Source organism: Nonomuraea sp. B208, from assembly GCF_057536035.1.
In genome coordinates, this window is record NZ_BAAJOU010000010.1 from 33315 (window position 1) to 54604 (window position 21290).

Annotated in this window: 23 protein-coding genes and 1 tRNA gene; 12 read left to right on the forward strand and 12 right to left on the reverse strand. The window is 73.5% G+C overall.

The window, feature by feature from the left end; translation table 11 throughout:
• Positions 1 to 54: 54 nt before the first annotated feature.
• Positions 55 to 936 carry a carbohydrate ABC transporter permease gene (locus tag AC27IY_RS05680; protein ID WP_344206530.1) on the forward strand — a complete coding sequence of 294 codons (882 nt, stop codon included), beginning with the start codon at positions 55 to 57 and terminating at the stop codon, positions 934 to 936.
• Positions 933 to 1793, forward strand: coding sequence for a carbohydrate ABC transporter permease (locus AC27IY_RS05685; protein ID WP_344206531.1), 861 nt, complete (start codon positions 933 to 935; stop codon positions 1791 to 1793). The genes AC27IY_RS05680 and AC27IY_RS05685 overlap by 4 nt, the downstream gene beginning before the upstream one ends.
• Here the strand turns inward: AC27IY_RS05685 and AC27IY_RS05690 are convergent.
• The 6 genes from AC27IY_RS05690 to AC27IY_RS05715 all read right to left on the reverse strand — a co-directional run bounded on the left by AC27IY_RS05690 (position 1783) and on the right by AC27IY_RS05715 (position 8372).
• A complete protein-coding gene (locus tag AC27IY_RS05690) occupies positions 1783 to 2787 on the reverse strand; it encodes a 2-hydroxyacid dehydrogenase (RefSeq protein ID WP_449953575.1) in 1005 nt (334 codons plus the stop codon). The two genes, AC27IY_RS05685 and AC27IY_RS05690, sit on opposite strands and share 11 nt — an antisense overlap.
• A complete protein-coding gene (locus AC27IY_RS05695) occupies positions 2784 to 3401 on the reverse strand; it encodes a histidine phosphatase family protein (protein WP_487177311.1) in 618 nt (205 codons plus the stop codon). Before AC27IY_RS05695 ends, AC27IY_RS05690 begins: the two co-directional genes overlap by 4 nt.
• Entirely contained in the window at positions 3398 to 4813 is a 1416-nt protein-coding gene (locus tag AC27IY_RS05700) for an FGGY-family carbohydrate kinase (RefSeq protein ID WP_487177312.1), read from the reverse strand. The genes AC27IY_RS05695 and AC27IY_RS05700 overlap by 4 nt, the downstream gene beginning before the upstream one ends.
• Entirely contained in the window at positions 4810 to 6288 is a 1479-nt protein-coding gene (locus AC27IY_RS05705) for an FGGY family carbohydrate kinase (RefSeq protein ID WP_487177313.1), read from the reverse strand. Before AC27IY_RS05705 ends, AC27IY_RS05700 begins: the two co-directional genes overlap by 4 nt.
• Positions 6289 to 6366: 78 nt before the next feature.
• The gene (locus AC27IY_RS05710) at positions 6367 to 7335 is read right to left on the reverse strand and encodes a sugar-binding transcriptional regulator (protein ID WP_344206536.1); all 969 of its coding nucleotides are present in this window, start codon (positions 7333 to 7335) and stop codon (positions 6367 to 6369) included.
• 62 nt (positions 7336 to 7397) lie between these two features.
• Entirely contained in the window at positions 7398 to 8372 is a 975-nt protein-coding gene (locus AC27IY_RS05715) for a helix-turn-helix domain-containing protein (protein WP_423475346.1), read from the reverse strand.
• Positions 8373 to 8437: 65 nt separating this feature from the next.
• Here AC27IY_RS05715 and AC27IY_RS05720 point away from each other — a divergent pair, with 65 nt between their 5' ends.
• Entirely contained in the window at positions 8438 to 9670 is a 1233-nt protein-coding gene (locus tag AC27IY_RS05720; protein ID WP_487177314.1) for an MFS transporter, read from the forward strand.
• A 4-nt stretch (positions 9671 to 9674) separates the two neighbouring features.
• On the opposite strand, the gene AC27IY_RS05725 is transcribed toward AC27IY_RS05720, so the two are convergent.
• On the reverse strand, positions 9675 to 10655 hold the full coding sequence (locus tag AC27IY_RS05725; RefSeq protein WP_423446356.1) for a LacI family DNA-binding transcriptional regulator: 981 nt from the start codon (positions 10653 to 10655) through the stop codon (positions 9675 to 9677).
• Positions 10656 to 10722: 67 nt separating this feature from the next.
• Here AC27IY_RS05725 and AC27IY_RS05730 point away from each other — a divergent pair, with 67 nt between their 5' ends.
• Together AC27IY_RS05730 and AC27IY_RS05735 are read left to right on the forward strand one after the other, a co-directional pair.
• Entirely contained in the window at positions 10723 to 11895 is a 1173-nt protein-coding gene (locus AC27IY_RS05730) for a CynX/NimT family MFS transporter (protein ID WP_487177315.1), read from the forward strand.
• Positions 11896 to 11918: 23 nt separating this feature from the next.
• A complete protein-coding gene (locus AC27IY_RS05735; protein ID WP_449953590.1) occupies positions 11919 to 12569 on the forward strand; it encodes a hypothetical protein in 651 nt (216 codons plus the stop codon).
• A 2-nt stretch (positions 12570 to 12571) separates the two neighbouring features.
• Here AC27IY_RS05735 and AC27IY_RS05740 read toward each other — a convergent pair whose 3' ends face one another.
• The gene (locus AC27IY_RS05740; RefSeq protein ID WP_487177316.1) at positions 12572 to 13144 is read right to left on the reverse strand and encodes a cysteine dioxygenase; all 573 of its coding nucleotides are present in this window, start codon (positions 13142 to 13144) and stop codon (positions 12572 to 12574) included.
• Positions 13141 to 14037 carry an amidohydrolase family protein gene (locus tag AC27IY_RS05745; RefSeq protein ID WP_423475334.1) on the reverse strand — a complete coding sequence of 299 codons (897 nt, stop codon included), beginning with the start codon at positions 14035 to 14037 and terminating at the stop codon, positions 13141 to 13143. The genes AC27IY_RS05740 and AC27IY_RS05745 overlap by 4 nt, the downstream gene beginning before the upstream one ends.
• 188 nt (positions 14038 to 14225) lie before the next feature.
• On the opposite strand from AC27IY_RS05745, the gene AC27IY_RS05750 reads away from it, so the two are divergent.
• A complete protein-coding gene (locus AC27IY_RS05750; protein WP_344206543.1) occupies positions 14226 to 15215 on the forward strand; it encodes a LacI family DNA-binding transcriptional regulator in 990 nt (329 codons plus the stop codon).
• A gap of 9 nt (positions 15216 to 15224) precedes the next feature.
• Here AC27IY_RS05750 and AC27IY_RS05755 read toward each other — a convergent pair whose 3' ends face one another.
• Together AC27IY_RS05755 and AC27IY_RS05760 are read right to left on the reverse strand one after the other, a co-directional pair.
• Positions 15225 to 16571, reverse strand: coding sequence for an aromatic amino acid lyase (locus AC27IY_RS05755; RefSeq protein ID WP_487177317.1), 1347 nt, complete (start codon positions 16569 to 16571; stop codon positions 15225 to 15227).
• 7 nt (positions 16572 to 16578) lie between these two features.
• On the reverse strand, positions 16579 to 16959 hold the full coding sequence (locus tag AC27IY_RS05760) for a phage holin family protein (protein ID WP_344206545.1): 381 nt from the start codon (positions 16957 to 16959) through the stop codon (positions 16579 to 16581).
• Between the two features lie 132 nt (positions 16960 to 17091).
• Here AC27IY_RS05760 and AC27IY_RS05765 point away from each other — a divergent pair, with 132 nt between their 5' ends.
• Positions 17092 to 17361 carry a hypothetical protein gene (locus AC27IY_RS05765; protein WP_091078274.1) on the forward strand — a complete coding sequence of 90 codons (270 nt, stop codon included), beginning with the start codon at positions 17092 to 17094 and terminating at the stop codon, positions 17359 to 17361.
• A gap of 20 nt (positions 17362 to 17381) precedes the next feature.
• On the opposite strand, the gene AC27IY_RS05770 is transcribed toward AC27IY_RS05765, so the two are convergent.
• A complete protein-coding gene (locus tag AC27IY_RS05770; RefSeq protein ID WP_487177318.1) occupies positions 17382 to 18179 on the reverse strand; it encodes a hypothetical protein in 798 nt (265 codons plus the stop codon).
• A 51-nt stretch (positions 18180 to 18230) separates the two neighbouring features.
• Here AC27IY_RS05770 and AC27IY_RS05775 point away from each other — a divergent pair, with 51 nt between their 5' ends.
• The 5 genes from AC27IY_RS05775 (at position 18231) to AC27IY_RS05795 (ending at position 21198) form a co-directional block, all read left to right on the forward strand.
• Positions 18231 to 18623, forward strand: a complete 393-nt coding sequence (locus AC27IY_RS05775; RefSeq protein WP_344206547.1) for an OsmC family protein — start codon at positions 18231 to 18233, stop codon at positions 18621 to 18623.
• A 304-nt stretch (positions 18624 to 18927) separates the two neighbouring features.
• Positions 18928 to 19851 (forward strand): nucleoside hydrolase, encoded by a 924-nt coding sequence (locus AC27IY_RS05780; protein ID WP_423475329.1) that lies wholly within the window; start codon positions 18928 to 18930, stop codon positions 19849 to 19851.
• A 41-nt stretch (positions 19852 to 19892) separates the two neighbouring features.
• Positions 19893 to 19969 (forward strand) — tRNA-Lys (locus AC27IY_RS05785).
• A gap of 145 nt (positions 19970 to 20114) precedes the next feature.
• Complete coding sequence (locus AC27IY_RS05790; protein WP_487177319.1) at positions 20115 to 20768, forward strand: DUF433 domain-containing protein; 654 nt, start codon at positions 20115 to 20117, stop codon at positions 20766 to 20768.
• Positions 20749 to 21198, forward strand: coding sequence for a PIN-like domain-containing protein (locus AC27IY_RS05795; RefSeq protein ID WP_449953616.1), 450 nt, complete (start codon positions 20749 to 20751; stop codon positions 21196 to 21198). Before AC27IY_RS05790 ends, AC27IY_RS05795 begins: the two co-directional genes overlap by 20 nt.
• Positions 21199 to 21290: the final 92 nt, after the last annotated feature.

Consider the following 21290-nt stretch of genomic DNA (forward strand, 5'->3'; position numbering starts at 1 on the left):
ATCGAGCGGGACGCGGCGGCCCGGCCGGCCGTCGCGTCCCTGGAGGGAAGAATCGTGAGGCGGGCACGTACGTGGCTGCCCGGGCTGCTCCTCGTCACCCCGTCGATCATCCTGATCGGCGTCTTCGTGTACGGCCTGCTGGGCTGGAACTTCCAGCTCGCCATGACCGACAAGCACAGCCAGGTGGCCGAGGGCGAGTTCGTGGGGCTGAAGAACTTCGTCGACATCTGGGACCAGCCCCGCTGGCACCTGTCCGTGAACCACACGATCCAGTTCACGATCGTGTTCGTGCTGGGGGCGCTGCTGCTCGGCTGGCTGCTGGCGTTCCTCATGGAGAAGGGGATCAGGGGCGAGGGGACGTTCCGGGCGATCTACCTGTTCCCCATGGCGATCTCGTTCGTGGCCACCGGCATCGTGTGGCGGTGGCTGATGAACTCGGGGACGGGGGAGCGGGCCGTCGGGCTCAACCGGCTGTTCGGCTACCTGGGGCTGCCGGAGTGGCAGTGGTTCCGTGACCAGGACTGGGGCATGGCCGCGATGGCGCTGCCGGCGATCTGGCAGATGTCCGGATACATCATGGCGTTGTTCCTCGCGGGCTTCCGCGGCGTGCCCGAGGAGCTGCGCGAGGCGGCGCGGGTGGACGGCTGCACCGAGTGGGGCGTCTACCGTCACGTTGTGCTGCCGCTGCTGCGGCCGGTGCTGCTGTCGGCGCTGATCATCCTGGGGCACATCTCGCTCAAGGTCTTCGACCTGATCGTGGCGGTGTCCGGCAAGCAGATCATCACCGACGTGCCGGCGGTGTTCATGTGGGTGGCGGTCTTCGACTCCCACGACCCGGCCAAGGGCGCCACGATCGCGGCCTACATCGTGGTGAGCGTGGCGATCTTCGTGATCCCGTACCTCATCTGGTCCGTACGCAAGGAGAGGACGTCATGACGGCGGTGGCCGGGCGGCGGGGAGCGGTGTTCCGGTGGACGCGGTTCGGCGTGCTGTGCCTGTTCGTGGTGGTCTTCCTCATCCCGATCTACGTGCTGCTGGTCACCAGCTTCAAGCCGCTCACCGAGGCCGACCCGAGCCAGGCGTGGAACCTGCCGCGCACGTGGACGGTCGAGGCGTGGCGGGTGGCGTGGGAGAAGCTCGCCCCTGGGTTGTGGAACAGCGTGCTGCTGGCCGTGCCGGGCTCGCTGCTGTCGTGCGCGCTCGGCTCCATGAACGGCTACGTGCTGTCGAAGTGGCGCTTTCCCGGGGCGGACGTGCTGTTCACGCTGTTCCTGTTCGGGATGTTCATCCCGTACCAGGGGGTGATGATCCCGCTGGTGCAGCTCCTCGTCGGGCTCAACGACCTGACCGGGCTGGACGGCGTGTTCTACGGCGGCATCCCCGGCCTGGTGCTCGCCCACGTCGTCTACGGCATCCCGATCTGCACGCTGATCTTCCGCAACTACTACGTGACGATCCCCACCACGCTCATCGAGGCCGCGCGGGTGGACGGGGCCGGGATGCTGCGGGCGTACCGGTCGGTGGTGCTGCCGGTGTCCGGGCCCGCGATCGCGGTGGTCGTCATCTGGCAGTTCACCTCGCTGTGGAACGACTTCCTGTTCGCCGTCTTCCTCACCGGGCCGACGAGCTGGCCGACGACCGTGATGCTCAACAACATCGCGGGCGCGCAGGCCACCCCGTACAGCCAGCAGATGGCGGCGGCGATCCTGGCGTCGATCCCCACGATGGTGATCTACGTCCTGCTGGGCCGGTTCTTCATGCGCGGGCTCATGGCGGGGGCGCTCAAGGGGTAGCGACGTGCAGGAGGGGTTCGCCGCGGACGTAGCGGGCCACGTCGGCCGCGACGATCGCGGCGGCCTTCGCCGCCGTCTCCTTGCTCGCCCCGGCCAGGTGCGGGGTCATGACCAGGTTCGGCGCCGTGAGCAGGCGCGAGCCCTCGGGGATCGGCTCCTCGGGGAAGACGTCCATCGCGGCGCCGAACAGGTGGCCGGACTCCAGCGCGTCGCAGAGCGCGTCGTAGTCGAGCAGCGCGCCGCGCGCGCAGTTGACCAGCACCGACCCCGGCGGCATGGCGGCGATCTCGGCCGCGCCGATCAGGCCGGCGGTCTCGGCGGTGGCGCGGGCGTGCAGGGAGACGAAGCGCGAGCGGCGCAGCAGCTCCGGCAGCTCCACCTTGCCGGGGACGTCCACGTACGGGTCGTGCACCAGCACCTCGGCCCCGAACCCCTCCAGCATCCTGGCCACCCGGCGGCCGATCGCGCCGTAGCCGACCAGGCCGACCGTGCCGCCCTCCAGCTCGGGGCCCACGTTGTCGTAGGTGTAGTAGTCGCCGCGCCACACGCCCCCGGCCAGGTCGGCGTGGGTCTGGGGGATGCGGCGGGTCGCGGCGAGCAGCATGGCGAGCGTGTGCTCGGCGGTGGCCACCGCGTTGCGGCCCGGCGCGAACGTCACCCGGACCCCGGCCCGCGCCGCCGCCTCCAGGTTCGCGTTCACAGGACCGCCCCTGCTGACGCAGAACAGCCGCAGGGCGGGGGAGGCGTCGAGGACGCGCTTGGTCAGCGGGGCCATCTGGGTCACGCAGACCTCGACGTCACGCAGCGCCTCGATCAGCTCGTCCTCGACGTCCGACGCCTCGTCCACCTCGCCGACGCGGCCGAACGGCACCACCGGCCACGGCAGCGTCAGCTCGCGGACGTCCACCTCGCCGGGGACCTCGCGCCGCAGCGCGTCCACCAGCAGGCGGTTGGTGACGAAGTGGTCACCTGCGGCAAGGACTCGGATGGTCAACGAACGGCTCCCATCGGGCAGTTGTAGTGAAGCAGCGCGGGCCGTCCGTCGTCGCGGAGCCGCAGCTCGGTCAGGGCGCAGTTGTCCAGGCGCGGGAACAGCCGCCGGTACTCGCCGAGCGGCACCCCGATCAGCGCGCAGAGCGCCAGCCTGATCGCCGTCGTGTGCGCCACGACCAGCACCCGCCCGCCGGGGTGCGCCGCCGCGGCGTCCCGCAGCGCGGCCACGAACCGTTCGGCGGCGGCGCGCGGGTCCTCGCCGCCGGGCAGCGGATGCGCGGCCGGGTCGGCCTCGAACGCGGCCCGCGCCTCGGGGAAGCGCGCCGCCATCTCCGCCGAGGTCAGCCCCTCGCCCTGGCCGAAGTCCAGCTCCACGAGGCGCGGGTCGGTGCGCAGCTCGCGGCCGGCCCGTTCGGCGGCGGCGGTGGCGGTGATCACGGCGCGGCTGAGCGTGGAGGCGAGGACGGCCGTCAGCCCCGCGTCCGCGGCCCACTCGGCGAGCCTGGCCGCCTGCTCGTGGCCGCGCGGGGTCAGCTCGACGTCGCTGACGCCCGCGTAGCGGTTCTCGGCGTGCCAGACGGTCTCGCCGTGGCGGACGAGCACGAGGTCGGTCATCGGGTGGTCCTCTCGCGGGCGTGTGCGGCGACGTACGGGTCCAGCCAGCCGCGCCGTTCGAGCTCGGCGACGAACCGCAGGTAGAGCTCCGGCCGCCCGGCCCCGGACGGCTCGACCACCGCCCTGGTCCTGATCATGCGGGCCGGGTCGCCGCCGGCCAGCACGGCCATGCCGAGCGCGGGCTCGGCGTTCTCGCGCAGCGTCACGGGACGTCCGAGGACGCCCGCGCGCAGCCGGGTCCAGTGGTCGCTGCGCGTGGCCCCGCCGGTGAGGATGATCTCGCCGTCCACGGGCGCGCCGAGCAGGCCCAGATAGTCGAAGCACAGCCGTTCCACGAACGCCGCGCCGAGCAGGATCGCGGCGTACCGTTCGACGTCGTCGGCGGGCTCGCCGAGCGTGAACGCCTCGGCGGCGGGCGCGTCGAACGGGAAGCGCTCCCCGCGCGAGACGAGCGGGTAGGTCACGGCGGCGACCGGCTCCCTGCGGGCGGCCGCCGCGCTGAGCGCGTCGAGGTCGCGGCCCGGCAGGTCGCGGGACAGGACCCCCGCGCCCGTGCTGGACGCGCCGCCCGGCAGCCAGGAGCCGTCGGGGGCGCGGTGGGAGTAGACGACGCCGAGCGGGTCGTGGATCAGCTCCTCGGTCACGCCCTTCAGCACCAGCGTGGTGCCGAGCACCGAGTTCCAGCTCCCGACGCTGGTCGCGCCCGCGCCGAGCTGGGCCGCGCAGCCGTCCGTGGAGCCCGCGACCACCGGCGTGCCGGCCGGGATGCCGGTCTCTGCGGCGGCCTCGGCGCAGACCGTGCCGAGGAGCGCGCCGGGCCGGACCACCTCGGGCAGCACGCCCGGGGGCAGCAGGCCGAGCACCTCGTCCGGCCAGCGTTCGGCTTCGAGGTCCACGCCGGTCTTGAGCGCGTTGCCGAGGTCGGTGGCGACCTCGTGGCCGACCAGCCGCCGGTTGACGAAGTCGCTCTGGTGGGCGGCGCGGGCGCCCGCCGGGGCGTCGCGGAGGAGCCAGAGCAGCTTCGGCAGCGCCCAGTTGGGCTGCATGCGCCGGTAGCCCAGGCGCTCCCACACGGCCGCGCCCGCCTCGTTGGCGCGCTCGGCGGAGGCGCGGCGGTCGTCGTACATGAGGGCGGGCGTCAGCGGGCGGCCGGCCGCGTCGGTGAGCAGGATCGTGCCGCTGGTCGCGGCGACCGCGACGCCCCGCACCCGCTCCGGGGCCACGCCGGCCAGCGCCTCGCGGGTGGCGGCGGCCAGCTCCCGCCACCACTGCTCGGGGTCCTGCTCGTGGCGGGGTCCTTCGCGCCGGCTGGTGAGCGGGCGGGCGGCGGCGCCGGCCACCTCGCCGTCGCCGCCGACGACCAGGGCGCGCACGCTCTGCGTGCCGAGGTCGACGCCGATCCACACGCTCATGCCCGGCCCCGCATCTCGGCCAGCAGCGGCCAGGCGCCCGCGTGGCCCGCGCGGAGCGTCAGGAAGTCCTCGAACAACCGGTCGTAGCGGGCGCGGCGGGCCGGGTGGGGCTCGACGGCGTCGCGCAGGCGTACGTGCTCGGCCGCCGCCGCGGCGAGCGACGGGGCCGCTCCCGTGGCCGCCAGCGCCGCCACGTACGCGCCGCGCGCCCCCACCTCGGCGTCGGCCGGCCGCCGCACGGGCAGCCCGGTGACGTCGGCGATCAGGCCGAGCCAGGTGGCGCTGGCCGAGCCGCCGCCGCACACCCGCAGCTCGCCGGGGTCCGTGCCGGTGGCGGCCAGGCAGTCGCGGATGACCAGGGTGAGCCCTTCGAGCGCGGCCCGCGCGATCTGCTCGGGCCCGTGCTCGAACGACAGGCCCAGCAGCGCGCCCCGCGCCAGCGGGTCGGAGAACGGCGCCCGCTCCCCGGCCGGCGACAGGTAGGGCAGGAACGCGAGCCCGCCCGCGCCGGGCTCGCTCCGCCCGGCCAGCTCGCCCAGCTCCTCCGGGCCGCCGAGGCCGAGCAGCCGGCAGGTCCACTGCACCACCTCGGTCCCGGCGAACGTGGGGAAGGCCCGCAGGTAGCCGCCGGGCAGCGCGATCGTGATGCCGGTCGGCTCGCCGTCCAGCGCCGGGGACTCGGCGACGACCTCGGTGCACAGGGTGGTGCCGAGGATGGCGCACGCCTGGCCCGGAGCGACCGCGCCCGCGCCGAGCGCGGTCGTCACGATGTCGTACGGGGCCATCACCACGGGAACGCCGGCGCGCAGGCCGAGCGCGTCGGCGGCCCGCCGCGTGAGCCCGGCGACCGGGCAGGAGCGCACCGGCGGCAGCAGCCGTCCGGCCCACTCCATGCCGAACAGGCTCAGCAGCTCCGGCGCGTACGCCCGCGCCCGCAGGTCCATGAACGGCGCGGAGGCGTCGGACTCCTCGGCCGCGAGCTCCCCGGTGAGCCGCGACCAGATCCAGCCGCCGCAGGTGAGCAGGGCGGCCGACCGGTCGAGCCTGGCAGGGTCGTGGGCGCGCAGCCAGGAGAGGACGGCGTGCGGCAGCCCGGAGGCGGCCGAGGAGCCGTTGATCTTGAAGGCCGCGGCGGCCAGGCCGTCGCGGGTCCAGGCGTCGACCGTGGCGGCGGCGCGGGCGTCGTTCCAGAGGACGGCGGGTCCCGTCGGCTCGCCGTCCGCGTCCACGAGCCAGCAGCCGTCGCCCTGGGCGGTGACGGCGACCAGCTCGACCGGCTCGGCGACGGCGGCGGCCACCTCGCGCACCGTGGCCGCGACCGCGTCCCAGACCGCGCCCATGTCCTGCTCGGCATGGCCGGGGGCGGGGCGGGAGACGGCGGTGGCGCGGCGGGCGAGCGCCGACTCCGCGCCGGTGTGGTCGTAGGCGACCGCCTTGATGACCGTGGTGCCGGCGTCCACGCAGACGACCGCCATCAGGTCCTGCCCTCGCTGCTCACGCGACGACGTTAGCGTGCCGTCAGAAACTTTGTCCAGCACACTTGTTCAGTGCGGCTAGAGCTGGTGGGCGGCGGCCACCAGCCCTTCGGCCGTCGGGGTGTCCGTGACGAGCTCGTTGAAGTAGCCGCCCCTGGCGCCGGCCACGATCGACAGGACCTTCTCCGCGCCCACCGCGACCGCGATGACGGACGGGATGCGGCGCAGCTCCTCGGGCTTGGCGGCCACCAGCCGCTCGCTCCCCGGGTACGTCACCGGCTCGCCGTCGCGGTCGTAGACCCGCATGCACACGTCGCCCACGGCCCGGCGCAGGCTCTCGGCGTCGCGCGGCATGAGCGAGGGCACCATCTGCCGCATGAGCGGCGCCGAGCCGACCCCGACCAGCGCGCACTTGGCCCGCGCCCACAGGTCCATCACCCGGCGCACGGACGGCTCGTGCTGGAGGGAGTAGAACAGCTCGGGGCCGGGCAGCGCGGGCGCGTAGAGGTAGGCGGGCACGCCGCCGACGCGCTCGGCCAGGATGCGGGTGGTCTCGTTGGTCTGGAACCAGGGCTGCGGCTCCTCCTGGCCGCCGACGGCCGGGGCGATCGTGACGCCGGGGAACTGGCCGAGCCCTTCGCGGGCGCACTCGTACACGGTGGTGCCGGAGGCGACCAGCACGACGTCGCCCGACTCCAGCCCCACGCCGGCGAGGGCGCGGGCCACCCCGGGCGCGAGCCACGGGCCGAGCGCCGGGCCGCTGACCTTGGGCACCAGGTGGACCCGGCGCAGGTCGAGCGCCTGGGCCACCTCGTCGGCCAGCGGACCGTCGGCCATGGTGTCGGGGCGGTGCACCCTGATCTCGACGATGCCCTGCCTGCGGGCCTCGGTGAGCAGCCGGCTCACGGTCGCGCGGGAGACGCCGAGCCGCTTGGCGATGTCGCCCTGGGTGGCGTCCTCCAGGTAGTACTGCTGCGCCGCCGCGTACATCAGCTCGTGCGGGAACCTGGCCTGCTGGGTGTCGGGGGCGGCGTCGGCGGCGTTCATGCGCCCTCCTTGAACAGGTTTGCAGAACTGATGCTCAACGAGCATACCTTTGATGTCCCAGGCTAGCCGTTGATCAAAGCGTCGCCGAGCGGCGTTCGGGTGTAGAGCACCCCGCGGCCCACGCGGGCCCCCGCGATCAGACCGGTGCGGCGCAGGGCCGCGATGTGCTCGCCCGTCGTGCCGGGGCTCTGGCCCAGCAGCGCGGCCAGCTGCGTGGTCGTCGCGGGCTCGGCCAGCTCGGCGAGGATGCGGGCCCGGCTGCGGCCGATCAGCAGCGCCAGGCCGGCGTCGGCCCGGGGCGGCGCCGCGCCCAGCCCGCGCGCGGGATAGAGCAGCGCGTACGGCCACGACTCGTCCAGATAGGTGGCGATGGACGTCATGAACGCCGACGGCAGGAACAGCAGGCCCCTGCCCCCGAGGTCGTGCCGCTCCTCGCGCCCGGAGAGCATCCGCACCTCGATGTGCCCGCTCCGCCGCCACCGGACCCGTGGGCTGAGGTCGTCCAGGGCCGCCGCCCAGCCGTAGGCGGCCAGCCGGCCCGCCCGATAGGCCACGTCCCGCTGCAGGATCGCGTGGAGGCGCGCCCAGTCGTGGACGAGGATGTCGGTCCACAGCGCCTCGTACGCCTCCGCGAACAGCTCCACCACCTCCGGGCCGAGCAGCAGGTCCCGTACCCAGCCGGTGACCGGCGGGCGCTGGGCCAGCACCCGCTCGATCTCGGCGTGCGCCCGCGCGACCGGGGTGGCGCGCACGGCGGCCAGCTCGTCGGCGAAGGCGACGTCCACGGCGGTCGGGGGAGGGGCGATGAAGTCGACGTTCGCCGCCCCGATGTTGCCGCTGACCGCGGCCGCGGCCCGCAGCGCCGGGTGGCGGGCGGCGAGCCGCGCGTACGTGCCCCGCCACCGCTCCACCCACTCCGCGTGCGGGCCCGCCTGGACGCGCCCGGCCAGCATCCACTGGGCGTGCATGGTCTCGATCAGCGGGGAGATGGCGAACCTGCTGGCCATCAGGTCCTGCGAGGTCACGTCGATGCGCACCGGCACCTTTCGGTTATATCCGAAGAAGTCGCGCGAGTGGCGGTGCGGTCCGCACCATCGGTCGGGTGAAGGGCGCGACGTTCGGCGAGGTGTTCGCCGTCAAGGAGTTCCGGGTGCTGTTCGGCAGCTTCGTGCTGCTCATCGCCGGGGACGTGGTCAAGATGCTGGCGCTGTCCGTGCTGGTGTACGCGCGGACCGGGTCGGCGGGGTTGTCGGCGGCGGCGTACATGGCGGGGTGGCTGCCGTTCATCGTGGGCGGGCTGTTCCTGCTGTCGCTGGCCGACCGGGTCGCGCCGCGGGCGCTGATGATCGCCGGCGAGGTGGTGCGGGCGGTGACCTGCCTCGTGCTGGCGTACGCGGAGCTGCCGGTGTGGGCGCTGCTGGCGCTCGTGCTGGTCACCGGGCTGTTCTCGCCGGTGTTCATGGCGGCGCGGGCCGCCATGCTGCCGGAGGTGCTGCCCGGGGACGCGTTCGTGCTGGGGCGGTCGGTGCTCAACGTGGCCTCGGCGAGCGCGCAGATCGTGGGGCTCGCGGCCGGAGGCGCGTTCCTGGCGGTCACCGGGCCGTCCGGGGGGCTGGTCGTCACGTCGGCGCTGTCCGTCGTGGCGGCCGTGGTGCTGCGCGTGGGCCTGCCGCATCGGCCGGCCCGGGTCGTCCGGGAGGCCGGGCGGGTGCTGTCCGGGTGGGGGGACGCGGTGCGCGAGACGCTGCGGGTGAACCGGCGGCTGGTCGGCGACCGGCGGGTACGGGGACTGCTGCTCGCCCAATGGCTGCCGTGCGTGTGCGTGGCCGGGGCCGAGGCCATGGTCGTGCCCTACCTCGGCGGCGAGGGCCAGGCCGGGATGGTGCTGGCGGCGGCCGCGGGCGGGATGGCGGTGAGCGAGTTCGTGGTGGGCCGCTTCGCCCGTCCCGAGCTGCGCGAACGGCTGTCGCTGCCGCTCGCGGTGCTGCTCGGGGCGCCCTGGGTGGGCTTCGCGCTCGCGCCCGGCGTGGGCTGGGCCGCGGTGCTGGCCGCGCTGGGGGCGGCGGGGCTGGCGTACCAGCTCGGGCTGCAGCGGCGGTTCGTGGACGCGGTGCCGGAGGAGACGCGCGGGCAGGCGTTCGGGCTGCAGTCGGCGGGGCTGATGACGGGGCAGGCGCTGGGCGCGGCGGCCGTCGGCGCGCTCGGCGAGGCCGCCGGCCCGGCGACGGCCATCGCGGTCGCGGGCGTCGCGGGCATCCTGGTGGCCCTGACCCTCACCGGCATCCTGCGCCCGCCGGCACTCACGGCGGAACCCCGCCCGAGTCACGCGCGCTGAGCATTCACGGCGGAAGCTCGCCCGAGCCGCGCGGGATGAGGCGGACCGGGAGCCGGATGTGCTCCGGCGGGCCCTCGTCGCCGAGCAGGCGGCGGAACAGGAGCTCGGCCGCCACCCGTCCCATCCACGCCGGGTCCTGCGCCACGACCGTCACCCCTGGCCGCAGCAGGTCGGCCAGCTCGAAGTCGTCGAAGCCCACCAGTGCCACCTTCCGCCCGGCGAGCGCCCGCAGCGCCGTCACCGTGCAGCGCCCGTTGCCCGTGAAGAGCGCGGTGGGCGGCCGGTCCAGGGCGAACATGCGCTCCAGGTCCGCCCGCATCGCCTCCTCGGCGGGCGGCCGCATCGCGACCAGGCGGGGGTCGTACCGGTCGCCCAGCGCGTCCCGGTAGCCGCGGTGGCGCTCGGCGGCGGTGTAGATGGCCGGGGCGTCCCCGACGAAGGCGACCCGCTCGTGCCCCTGCCCGAGCAGGTGGCGTACGGCCCGCCCGGCCCCGCCCGCGTTGTCGGCGAGCACGGTGTCGGCGTCGAGCCCCGCCCCCGGCGGCCGGTCGGCGAAGACCACCTTCGTGCCCGCGTCCAGCTCCGGCCGCAGATAGCCGTGGTCGGCCCCGGCCGGCACGACGACGATCCCGTCCACCCGCCGCGCGCAGAACGTCTCGACCAGCTCGCGCTCGCGCCCCGGCTCCTCCCCGGACGAGCCGCTGAGCAACAGGCAGTCGTGCGCGATCGCGACGTCCTCGACGGCCCGGCTGAGTCCCGCGTAGAACGGGTCGGCGACGTCCTCGATGACCAGCCCGATCGTCGCGGTCCTGCCCCTGCGCAGCACCCGCGCGCTCTCGTTGCGGCGGTAACCCAGCCGGTCGATGGCCGCGCGCACCCGCTCGGCCGTGGCCGGATGGACGCCGGGCTCGCCGTTGACCACCCGCGACACGGTCTTCAGCGCCACCCCCGCCGCCGTGGCGACGTCCTTCATCGTCGGTCTCACGCCTGGATCATGTCTCACCGTACGGGGGCGGACAACGCTGTCAGGGCGTGTGCCAGAGTGGACGCTTATGTCGTTGCGATCTGTGGTGCTCGTGGCCGGGTTCGTGCTGGCCGCGCTCAACCTGCGCCCGGCCATCGCGGGCGTCTCCCCCCTCCTCGACGAGATCATGGGCGACGTGGGCCTCTCGCCCGCGGGCGGCGGCGCGATCACCACGGTGATGGTGGTCTGCCTGGGCGTGTTCGGCTCGGTGGCGCCCGTGCTGGCGCGGCGGATCGGGCTCGACCGCACGCTGCTGGCCGGCCTGCTCGTGATCGCCTGCGGCGTGGCGCTGCGCGGGCTCGACGGCGCGCCGATGCTCTACCTCGGCTCGGCGCTGGCCGCCACCGCGATCGCCGTCATGAACGTCTCCATGCCCGGCGTCGTCAAGCAGCACTTCCCGACCCGGATCAACGTGATGACCGGCGTCTACGTCTCCGCCGTGGTGGCCGGCGCGGCCATCGCCTCGGCGGCGGTGATCCCGGTCGAGCGGCTCACCGGGTTCAGCTGGCGCGGGGTGACGGCGCTGCTGGCCGTGCCCGCCCTGCTGGGGGCGCTGCTCTGGCTGCCGCAGGCGCTGCGCGCGCAGCCCCCTCAGCCGAGCGGCCCGCGTCCCTTCCGCACGGTGCTGCGCAGCCGCGTCACCTGGTACGTCACCGCGCTCATGGGCTTGCAGTCCCTCACCTTCTACGTGGTCCTGGCCTGGCTGCCGACGATCTTCATGGAGCGGGGCGTGCCCGCCGAGCAGGCCGGCTACCTGCTCAGCCTGACGAACCTGGTGCAGGTCGCCGCCTCGCTCGCGGTCCCTGTGCTGGCCGGGCGGCGGGCCTCGCAGGTGCCGTACGTGGTGGCTTCGGGCGTGCTGACCGTGCTCGGCTACCTCGGCGTGCTGCTGGCGCCGACGACCCTCCCGTGGCTGTGGATGATCGTCCTCGGGCTCGGGCAGGGCGCGTCGTTCGCGCTCGCGCTGCTCATCATCGCGCTGCGCCCGGCGGACCCGGCCGCGGTGACGGCGCTGTCGGCCGTGGCCCAGTCGGTCGGGTACGTGATCGCCGCGCTCGGCCCGCTGCTCTTCGGCTACCTGCGCGAGCTGTCCGGCGGCTGGAACGTGCCGCTCACGGTGGCGCTGGGGGTGCTGGCGGTGCAGATCGTGGCCGGCTGGTTCGCCGGCCGCCCTGCTACTTTGGGGCCGGGCCGACCGTGAAGAGTACGGAAAGGGGTTCCGGGGTGCTGACCGACGTGCTCCAGCGCATGGCCGACGACCGCGGCGGCGTGCTCGGGGTCGAGCCCGGCCTGGTCATCGAGCCGGACGACACCTGGACACCGGTCACGGAGCTGATGCGGGAGCCCTACACGCTGCTGGACGAGCTGATCGACGAGACGGCCCGGCGCTGGAACGCGCCGCACCACGTCGGCGCGGCGCTGTTCTGGAAGACGTACGGCTACTGGCACACGCTGCCGATGGCGCTCGGCTGGGCGCTCGACGGACGGGTGCCGGTCATGCGGCCGGCCGAGACCTGGTTCAAGGTCTCCGAGGCCGGCGTGACGATCGCGGCCACCCGCGTCACCTGGACCGTGGGCACGGACGCCATCGGCGAGTCGCTGGCCGAGGCCCAGCAGCCGCTGGTGACCGCCATCAGCCGCCGGGCCAGGGTGGGCGAGCGCACGCTGTGGGGCTCGACGGCCGAGGCGTTCGCGCAGCCGCTGACCTCCGTCGTGCCCGGCGACTACATGGAGCTGCTCAGGCGGATCGGCCCGCCGGTCGACGGCCTGATCGAGCCGGCGGGCGACGGCTACTTCCGCAGGACCTGCTGCCTGTGGATCACACTCCCCGGCGTGGAGCCCTGCGCGAGCTGCTGCGTGCTGCGCCCGCGCTGACGTCAGGCCACCCCGATGGCCACCCCGGCAGCCACCTCGGCGGGCACCCCGGCGTCGTCGAGCGGCCGCAGCTCGTCGGCGTAGCTCACGGACACGCGCCGCATCACCCCGGTGCCGTCGATCGAGTACTGCCCGAGCCGCCAGAGCGGCGGCGAGTAGGCGTGGATGGAGACGCTGCGCTCCACCGCCCCGGTCAGCCGGTGGATGTGGTCGGGCCCGAACGAGAACGACTGCCCCTCCGTGACCACCGTCTCCAGGTGCTCGCCGCCGATGCGCGGATTGCACTCGCGCAGCGCCCCCTGCACCACGCGCACCGCCCCCGAGGAGATGTCGTGGTCGTGCCAGCCCGTGTCGTCCTCGGGACGCCAGCACAGGACCCATACGTCCACGTACGCGTCGCGGTGCAGCGAGGCGTAGTGCCGCCCGCCGTCCTCGGGGAAGTCCACCAGTTCCGCCCACTCCTGCGGGCTGGCGGCCAGCCGGTCCACCAGGTCGCGCAGCTCGCGCCGGTCGAGCGTGCGCTCGGGGAGGGCGTGGCAGGTCCCCCCGTCCTGCTGGATCTGGTCGGTGCTCACGTACGTGTCTCCTCTCTGGACGGTGGAACGGTCGCCCCGGGACGGATGCCCAGCAGGCGGCGGGGATTGGTGACGCGGATGGCGTGGGCGGCGGCGGCGCCGAGGCCCGGGTCGGGTGCGGTGGCGTAGGGGGCGTCGGAGCCGTTGACGACGACGTCGACGCCGAGCTCCCTGACGATCGCGTCGATCGCGCGGGGGCCGTAGGAGGAGGTCTCGACGAAGGCGCCGGGATCGACCAGGCCCCGGCCGGTCCCGCCCCTGGCCAGCAGCCGCTCCGAGTGCAGCGGCGCGAGGCCGGCGAGCAGCGCGAAGCACACGCGCAGCCTCGGGTGCCGGGGCCGGACGACGGCCTGGAAGTGGTGCCACGCCTGGTGCATCTGCTGTACGTACGGCACCACCGCAGGCCACCACGGCGGCGCTCCCTCGGGGACGCGCGCCGGGCCGGGGTGCACGAACAGCGGCAGGTCGCGGTCGGTCAGCACCTCCAGCAGCCGGTCGTCGGGCACGGCCGTCGCCGGGATCTGCAGCCCGGCGCAGCCGCGGTCGAGGTCGGCCGCCAGCCGGTCGGGATCGGGCTCGCTGTGGCAGGTGGCCGCCCAGACCCCGAACGGCTCGCCGAGCGCGAGCGCCCCTTCATGGTGGGCGTCGAGCAGCGGCCAGCTCTCCTCCGGCGGCAGGAACTCGATGCCGAGCGGGCTCGACAGCGACACGAGCGCCAGGTCCAGGCCGGTGGTGTCGCGGTGCTCGTGGTCGGCCGGGTTCACCTCGTAAGGCGGCTCGCCGTCGAGGATCAGCGTCCAGCCGTCGAGCCGGGGCGGGGCCGTGCGCGCCCGCAACGCCGCCACGAACGCACCCGTCCACAGATGCTGATGGACGTCGATCCCACCGCTCACGATCACCCCTCCCTTCATTTCCTACTGATATTACATACAAACCTGCTGTCCAGGGACACCGAGAGAGTGAAGCGATTCAGTGATACGGTTCAGTGAAACGCTTCACCTGATCGCTGTCAACGGCCGGCCCGTCGCGCTCACTCCCGGGGAAGCCCGATTCTGTCGGTGGCAGGCCATAGGCTGGTCCAATGCCTCGCAAGAGAGCGACGATCCGTGAGGTGGCCCAGGCCACCGGCCTGTCGCCGGCGGCCGTCTCCTACGCGCTGCGCGGCCTTCAGGTCTCGGAGGAGACCATGGAGCGCGTGCGCGCCGCGGCGGCCGAGCTGGGCTACGAGGCCGACCCCATCGCCAGGGCCCTGGCCAGCGGGCGCAGCGGGATGATCGGGCTGCTCTGCGGATCGCTCGAAGACCTCTGGCAGCAGTCGCTGGCGGTCGGCATCAGCAGGGGGCTGCGGGAGAAGGACCGCTACGCCCTGATCCTCGACGCCGTCGGCGACCCCGCCCGTGAGCGCGTCCTCGCGCAGCAGCTCCGCGACCAGCGCGTCGACGGCCTGATCGTGCAGCCGCTCGACCCGTCGGCCGGGTTCTGGAGCGAGCTGTGCGAGTCGCTGCCCGTGATCGCGATCGGCGACTCGCTGCCCGGCACGGCCGGCGAGGTCGTCTTCGACAACCGGCGCGGCGTCACCCTCGCCCTTGAGCACCTGCGCGACCTCGGCCACCGGCGCATCTCCGTCCTCACCCCCACCCGGCCCAGCACCCCCGACCGGCCCGCCGACGTCCACGTCACCGCCGAGGCCGAGCGCCTGGGGCTCGACATCGCGGTCACCACCGCGCCCCACGGCATGACCGCCGCCACCGCGGCCGCCCGCGACATCCTGCTCGACCGCAAGCCGAGCGCCGTCTTCTGCTTCGCCGACTCGATCGCCTACGGCGTCTACGCGGCGGCGCAGGAGCTCGGGCTGTCGATCCCCGGCGACGTGTCCGTCATGGGCTACGACGACCATCCGATGTCGGGGCTGCTGACGCCGGGGCTGACGACGGTCGACTGGGACATCGACGGGATCGTCCGCGCCGCCGTCCGCCTCACGGCCGCCGCCGCCGACGGGGCGACCCGCCGCCGCCGCGTCGTCCAGGCCCCGACCCTGCGCCCGCGCGCCTCGACCGCCCCTCGCCCCTGAGCTCCCTGGTCACCCGCCCGAGGTGAGGGCCTGGCGGGAGGCGGTGAGGTCGTCGGTCAGGGTGCGGTCGGGCGGCGGTGGATGGAGGGCGCGGGTGGCCGCCGTGCGCTCGCAGGCCAGGACGATCTCCAGGGGTTCGAGGCAGCGCAGCGCGTGCCGGGCCGCCTGGGTGGCGAAACTGGCGTGGTCCTCGACGCCGAGCGAGATGACCGCGGTGCCGGTCGTGACCGGGGCGGCGAGGTGGCGGAGCTCGGCGAGGGCGTCCTGGGCGACGTACTCCAGGATCAGCACGCCGGACGCGCCCGGCCGGTCGGCGAGGAAGCGGTGGCGGCCCGTGTAGTCCGGGTCCATGAGGGTGGCCAGGCGCGCGGTGCTGAGCTGCGCAGTCTGGGCGACCGCGGCGCGCAGACCGTCCAGGGCGAGGGCGACCGGGGCCGCGTGGAAGTTGCCGTTGTGCCAGGCGAGGGAGCCGGCGATGAGCGGGTTCTCGGCGGCGGCGTTCAGGTCGGTCTCGACGGCCTCGCGGGCGCGGCCGAGCGCGTCCAGCGCGGCGCCGTGGACCTGGGCGAAGGCGCGGAAGCCGTACGGGTCCTGGATGCGGGCGGCCTGCTCGCGGGCGAGGAGGCCGCGCAGGCGGGCCGCGACCGCGGCCTGCCCGGGATGCGGGCGGGCCTCCTGCACGACGGCGGCCAGTGGCTCGGCCGAGGCCCCGATGGCGGTGTAGGACAGGGCGGCCACGTCCACGGCGCCGTCGAGGAGGGCGCGGAGCCGGTGGCAGGCGAGGGCGGCGTCGGCCAGGGTGGCGGCGCCCGAGCTGATGAACGGCAGCGCGTCCTCGGAGGCGAGCGCGAACCGCGGCTCGGCAGGCGCGGGGGCGGGGACGGCCGGGGAGTGGAGCCAGGGGAGCTCGCCGAGCAGGCACAGGGCCGTCGTGGCGAGGGCGGTGAGGTCGCCGGTGCCGATGGCCCCGTACGTGCTGACCGGCGGGACGAAACCGTCGTTGACCGCCGCCGCCAGCACGGGAAGGACGGCCGGGTCGAGCCCCGAGCCGCCCGCGAGCAGTTGGTTGAGCCGGACCGTGAGCATCGCCCGCGCACGGGCCGGCTCGATCGGGGGACCGGCGCCGATGGCGTGGCTGCGCAGCAGGCCGAGGCCGGGCTCCCGGACCGGGACGTCCTTGTTGGCGCCCGCCCCGGTGCTGCGCCCGTACACCGGGCCGGTCAGCTCCTGGGCGGTCACCCACGCGGCCCGCGCCCGGTCCAGGGAGCCGAGCTCGACGCGGGCGCCGCCGTGGGCGACGTCGTGGACCTGCGCGCACGTGAGCCCGGAGCCGTCGAGCAGGACCGCCGTCGCCATCGGAGGGTCAGTCGCCGTCGGGAAGGATCAGCCCGAGCAGCCAGCTCACCAGGCTGACGATGATCGCGCCCCAGAACGCCGACGGGTAGAAGTCCTCCACATGGAAGGGGATGCCGAGCTGGCCGGAGATCCAGCTCGTCAGCAGCAGCATGGCCGCGTTGATCACGAGCAGGAACAGCCCGAGGGTGAGGGCGATGATCGCGCAGCCGAGCGCCTTCACGATCGGCTTGACGATGGCGTTGACGACGCCGAAGATCAGCGCCACGAGCAGCAGGACGCCCCAGTACTGTGCCGAGTTGGCGGGGGTGTTGACGTCGATGCCGGGGATGAACTGGACGGCCACCCAGAGGGCCACCGCCGCCGCGAGGGTTCGGATGATGAACTTCACGCTGGTTGATACTCCCACTTTGCGCTCGGCACCGCGATAGGGGCTGCCGGTGACTACGTGCCCGGCTTGATGGTCGCTGATCGGTTATCGCCGCCCCCGCGAGGGGAAGGGGCGGGCGGGGGAAGGAGCGAGATGAACGCGAACGGGCTCGAATCTCTGCCGGCACACGAGTTGCACGAGCGCGCGGTGCGCTACGCCGTGCGTCATGGCGATCTGGGGTTCCTGTGGGAACTGCTGAAGGTCATCCCGGCGGCGGAGGCCGCCTCCGGTCACGAGACGGACGCCGATCTGACCAAGGTGTCGGCGCTGCTGGCGGACGCCATCGCGGCCGGGGAAGGCGAGCTGGGCGAGGCGCTGCGCCCGGTGTACCTGAGCTATCTGCGCGAACACCCCGACGCCTAGCGTCCTTCACGGGAGAACGGTCACCTCGCCTCCTCGTCCATCGGGAGCGGCGGCAGCTCGGCGCCGAGTGCGGGCCGCGCCTTCAGCCGCGAGGTGAACCGGATCTGTGACCGGGGCACGGCCAGGCGGGACAGCGCGCCCCCGACATAGCGCTGGAACGGCCGGGGACCGGCCACCACGACGTCCCGCTCGGCGAGGTCGGGAATCTCGCGGGCCAGCCCCGAGGCGCTGATCCGCTCCTTGGCGCGCGGGTCGTGCTCGGCGCCCTCGACGAGCACGAGCCGGTGCCGGGCCGCGAGGTCGCGCAGCTCGTCGGTGACCCGGTCGGTACGGTAGATCGCGATCGTGTCGGCGTCACCGGCCCCGTCGCCGCCGAGGTCGCCGCCTGTGCCGCCGTCGAGCCGGGCCCGCAGCGCGCCGGCGTCGAGGCCGGTGGCGATCAGCAGGGTGCCCTTGGTGGTGGCGCGGGAGGGCGTGTGGCCGTGGAGCGCCGCCACCGCGGCCACGACGTACAGCAGGAGCGAGCCGGCCTGGACGGGGCCGGCCGTCCCGGTGAACGCGCCGGCCTGCTGGGCGACCAGCAGCGCGCCGGAGAGATAGCTGGCGAGCAGCAGCCGTTGCCTGGCCCGCGGGCTGCTGAGCCGTTCCGCGGCCTCGGCGGTGAGGAAGCCGATCGCGACGAGCAGCGCGGCGGCCACGTACGCCGTGGGCCGCCAGAGGAGACCGGGCCCCGGCTGGATCGCGCCGAGCTCGGCGACCGCGACACCGCACCAGAACAGGACGGGACCGTGATGATGAGCGTGCGCCTGGCTTGCCATGTCTCCACGGTGCTGAACGAACATGAAAGCTTTCTGAGTAGTGTCTGAAACATGGCTAACGTGTGGGTCGAACGGACCGAGGACGGCGGATTCCGGGCCACCAACGCCCGTGGGGCAGAGGTGCGGATCGGCGGCGGCGACGACGAAGGGGCGTTCACGCCCGTGGAGCTGCTGCTGGCGGCGGTGGGCGGTTGCAACATCGTCACCGTCGAGCCGCTCACCGCTCAGCGCGGGCACCGGCTGGTGCGGCTGGCGATGACGGTGGAGGCGCAGAAGGTGGAGTCCAACAGACTGGGCCCGGTGACGGTGACCTACGACGTGGAGCTGCCGTCGGAGGCGGCCGGCGAGGTGTTCCGCGCGGTGGCCGGGCGGGTGCACGAGAAGTACTGCACGGTGAGCACGTCGCTCCAGGACGGCACGGAGGTTCGGCTGGAGCTGCCCTAGTCGGGAGCTTCCTGAGTCGGATTAAACAGATATTCGACCCCGTTATGACGCGACCGTTGCATTCGTCTCGGTAGCGTTATAGCAGGTCAGGAGCACAGCACTGGGTTTCTGGCCGACCGACCTTCACCGAAGCGGACGCGGAGGGGGACCGCGAGCCGCAAGTGCGGGACCGCCGGTGTTTTTGGGGGAAGACACCGGCCTGGACCGCCACCGATCGGGCCGGGCAGATTTGGGGGAACTGCCCGGCCCGATCCATGCCCGCACCCGGGCGCCGAGCGCGCCCGGGTGCGTATCCTCCCGTTACGTGAAGAAAGTTCTGATCGACTGCGACCCCGGCATCGACGACGCACTCGCCCTCGCCCTCATCGCCGGCTCCCGCGACGCCCTCGACCTGGTGGGCGTCACGACGGTGGGCGGCAACGTGGACCTCTCCCTGACCACGGCGAACGCGCTGGCGCTGCGGGAGTTCCTGGACCTCGGGGACGTGCCGGTGACGCCGGGCAGCGCCGGCGCGCTGCTGCGGCACACCGTACGGGCCACCGTCCACGGGACCAGCGGGCTCGGGACCGTGGTGCTGCCCGCACCGCTGCGCGGCCCGTCGCCCGGTCACGCGGTCGACTTCATCGTGGACGCGCTGCGCGCCGCCCCCGGCGAGATCACGCTGGTGGGCGTGGGCCCGCTGACGAACCTCGCCCTCGCCGTACGCAAGGAGCCCCGCGTCGTCGAGTGGGCCCGCGACATCGTCATCATGGGCGGCTCCTACACGCGCGGCAACCACACCCCGGCCGCCGAGTTCAACATGCTCGCCGACCCGGAGGCGGCCGCGATCGTGTTCGAGGCCGGGTGGACCGTCACGATGGTGGGCCTCGACGTGACCCTGTCGGCCGTGGTCGACACCGCCGTGCTCGACCGGATGCGCCCGCTCGGGCGGCTGGCGGAGCTGCTGGTGCCGGGGGCGCAGTCGTACAAGGAGGTCACGGACGACGACGGGCCGGCCATCCACGACGCGTGCGCGGTCGCGTACGTGCTGGACCCGTCGCTGTTCACCTGCGTCCCCGCCGTCGTGAACGTCGAGACGGCCGGCATCCACACCCGCGGCATGACCGTGACGGACTTCGCCGTGACGGGCCGCCAGGCGAACGCCCTGGTGGCGACCGCGCTGGACGTGCCGCGCTTCTGGGACCTGATGATCGGCGCGTACGGGAGGCTGGCCGCCCGCCTCGGTTGATGTGCGGGCACCGCTCGGCGGCTGATACAGTTACTCGTGTTGCGCCGCTAGCTCAGTTGGTCAGAGCAGCTGACTCTTAATCAGCGGGTCCGGGGTTCGAGTCCCTGGCGGCGCACCATCTCAGATCAGGCCCGTCTTCCACGTGGAAGACGGGCCTGATTTTTTATGAGCCGCCTTCCGATCAAGCCGGAGTGATGGTCGGTGAACCTCGGGGATGTTTGCCATGATGAGGGGGGTCATGTCAGGCGAGGGAGGTGACGTGGGTGCCCTACAGTCCGAAACTGGCGGCGGCGTTGTCGGGCGCCACGCTTCGTCAGCTCGCGCACTGGCGTAAGGCCGGTTCCGGCCGTGGCGCGGTGCTGGTGCCTGAGGTCTCGCCGGTGCGTCCGGTGCTGTATTCGTTCCGTGATCTGGTGGCGTTGCGCACGTGTGTGAAGCTGCGCAACGACGCGTCCCTGCAGAAGATTCGCCGGGCGTTGGACACGCTCCGCGACGACCTGCAGGAGCGGGAGCATCTGTCGGCCTACCGGTTGGTTACCGACGGTTCGACGATCTACTTGGTCGAGCAGGGCCAGGCCACCGATCTGGTGCATCGCAGGGCCAACGTCGTCATCCATGACATGGTCGAGGTGCTTCGGCCGTTCTACCGTGACGGACGGCATATTCCGGACCTGCTACGTCCCCGGGAGCACGTCACGGTCGATCCGGCGGTCCGCGGTGGGATGCCGGTGATCGAAGGGACCCGCGTGCCGTACGACGAGATCGCGGCGCTGCTGCGGGACGGCGTTCCGGCCGAGCGGATCGCGGACTACTACCCGAGCGTGTCGGCCACCGCGGCGTTGGACGCCGCCGACTTCGCCGACTACGTCGACAGTTACGAGCCCTCCAGGGAGCAGCGTGCGGCTGCTGCTGGATGAGAACGTCCCCCGCCCGCTGCACCAGGTCCTGACGAGCTTCGTACTGAACCACGACATCGTCCACCTGTTGGATCTTCCTGGCTGGTCGGGCACCCGCGACGAGACCCTGTATCCGCGAGCCGCGGCCGAGGGGTTCCAGGCGGTCCTCACCAACGACGGCCGCCAGATGCAGCGACCGCGGGAAGTGGCCGCCATCGCCGCCTCTGGCATTCACCGGATCGAATACCCGCACAAGCACCCTGGTCTGGTCGGGATGGGGGCCGCGATCGCGACGGTCGCCGCTGGATTGCCGAGCGCGCTGGCGGTGCTGGAAGAAGCCGGCGGACCACGCCTGATCACTTTACGGGGCGTCGATCCCACGGCGGCGAGTCGGCTGCGGGTGATCGATCCTGCGCTGAGCTCGCCCAAATTCTGGCCTACGTCCCCGTAGTCGGGATGGGGTCGTTTCGGCGGCAACCGGATCGTCCGCTGCTCGTAACCGGCTCAACCCCGAAAGAGCGACGTACGTCACCCTTGATGTCA

What these genes read in the sequence shown, in the direction of transcription:
- AC27IY_RS05685 (WP_344206531.1), top strand. Translation starts at nt 933, where the DNA reads ATGACGGCGGTGGCCGGGCGGCGGGGAGCGGTGTTCCGGTGGACGCGG.
- AC27IY_RS05695 (WP_487177311.1), bottom strand. Translation starts at nt 3,401, where the DNA reads ATGACCGACCTCGTGCTCGTCCGCCACGGCGAGACCGTCTGGCACGCC.
- AC27IY_RS05700 (WP_487177312.1), bottom strand. Translation starts at nt 4,813, where the DNA reads ATGAGCGTGTGGATCGGCGTCGACCTCGGCACGCAGAGCGTGCGCGCC.
- AC27IY_RS05705 (WP_487177313.1), bottom strand. Translation starts at nt 6,288, where the DNA reads ATGGCGGTCGTCTGCGTGGACGCCGGCACCACGGTCATCAAGGCGGTC.
- AC27IY_RS05710 (WP_344206536.1), bottom strand. Translation starts at nt 7,335, where the DNA reads ATGAACGCCGCCGACGCCGCCCCCGACACCCAGCAGGCCAGGTTCCCG.
- AC27IY_RS05730 (WP_487177315.1), top strand. Translation starts at nt 10,723, where the DNA reads ATGTCGTTGCGATCTGTGGTGCTCGTGGCCGGGTTCGTGCTGGCCGCG.
- AC27IY_RS05750 (WP_344206543.1), top strand. Translation starts at nt 14,226, where the DNA reads ATGCCTCGCAAGAGAGCGACGATCCGTGAGGTGGCCCAGGCCACCGGC.
- AC27IY_RS05755 (WP_487177317.1), bottom strand. Translation starts at nt 16,571, where the DNA reads ATGGCGACGGCGGTCCTGCTCGACGGCTCCGGGCTCACGTGCGCGCAG.
- AC27IY_RS05765 (WP_091078274.1), top strand. Translation starts at nt 17,092, where the DNA reads ATGAACGCGAACGGGCTCGAATCTCTGCCGGCACACGAGTTGCACGAG.
- AC27IY_RS05770 (WP_487177318.1), bottom strand. Translation starts at nt 18,179, where the DNA reads ATGGCAAGCCAGGCGCACGCTCATCATCACGGTCCCGTCCTGTTCTGG.
- AC27IY_RS05775 (WP_344206547.1), top strand. Translation starts at nt 18,231, where the DNA reads ATGGCTAACGTGTGGGTCGAACGGACCGAGGACGGCGGATTCCGGGCC.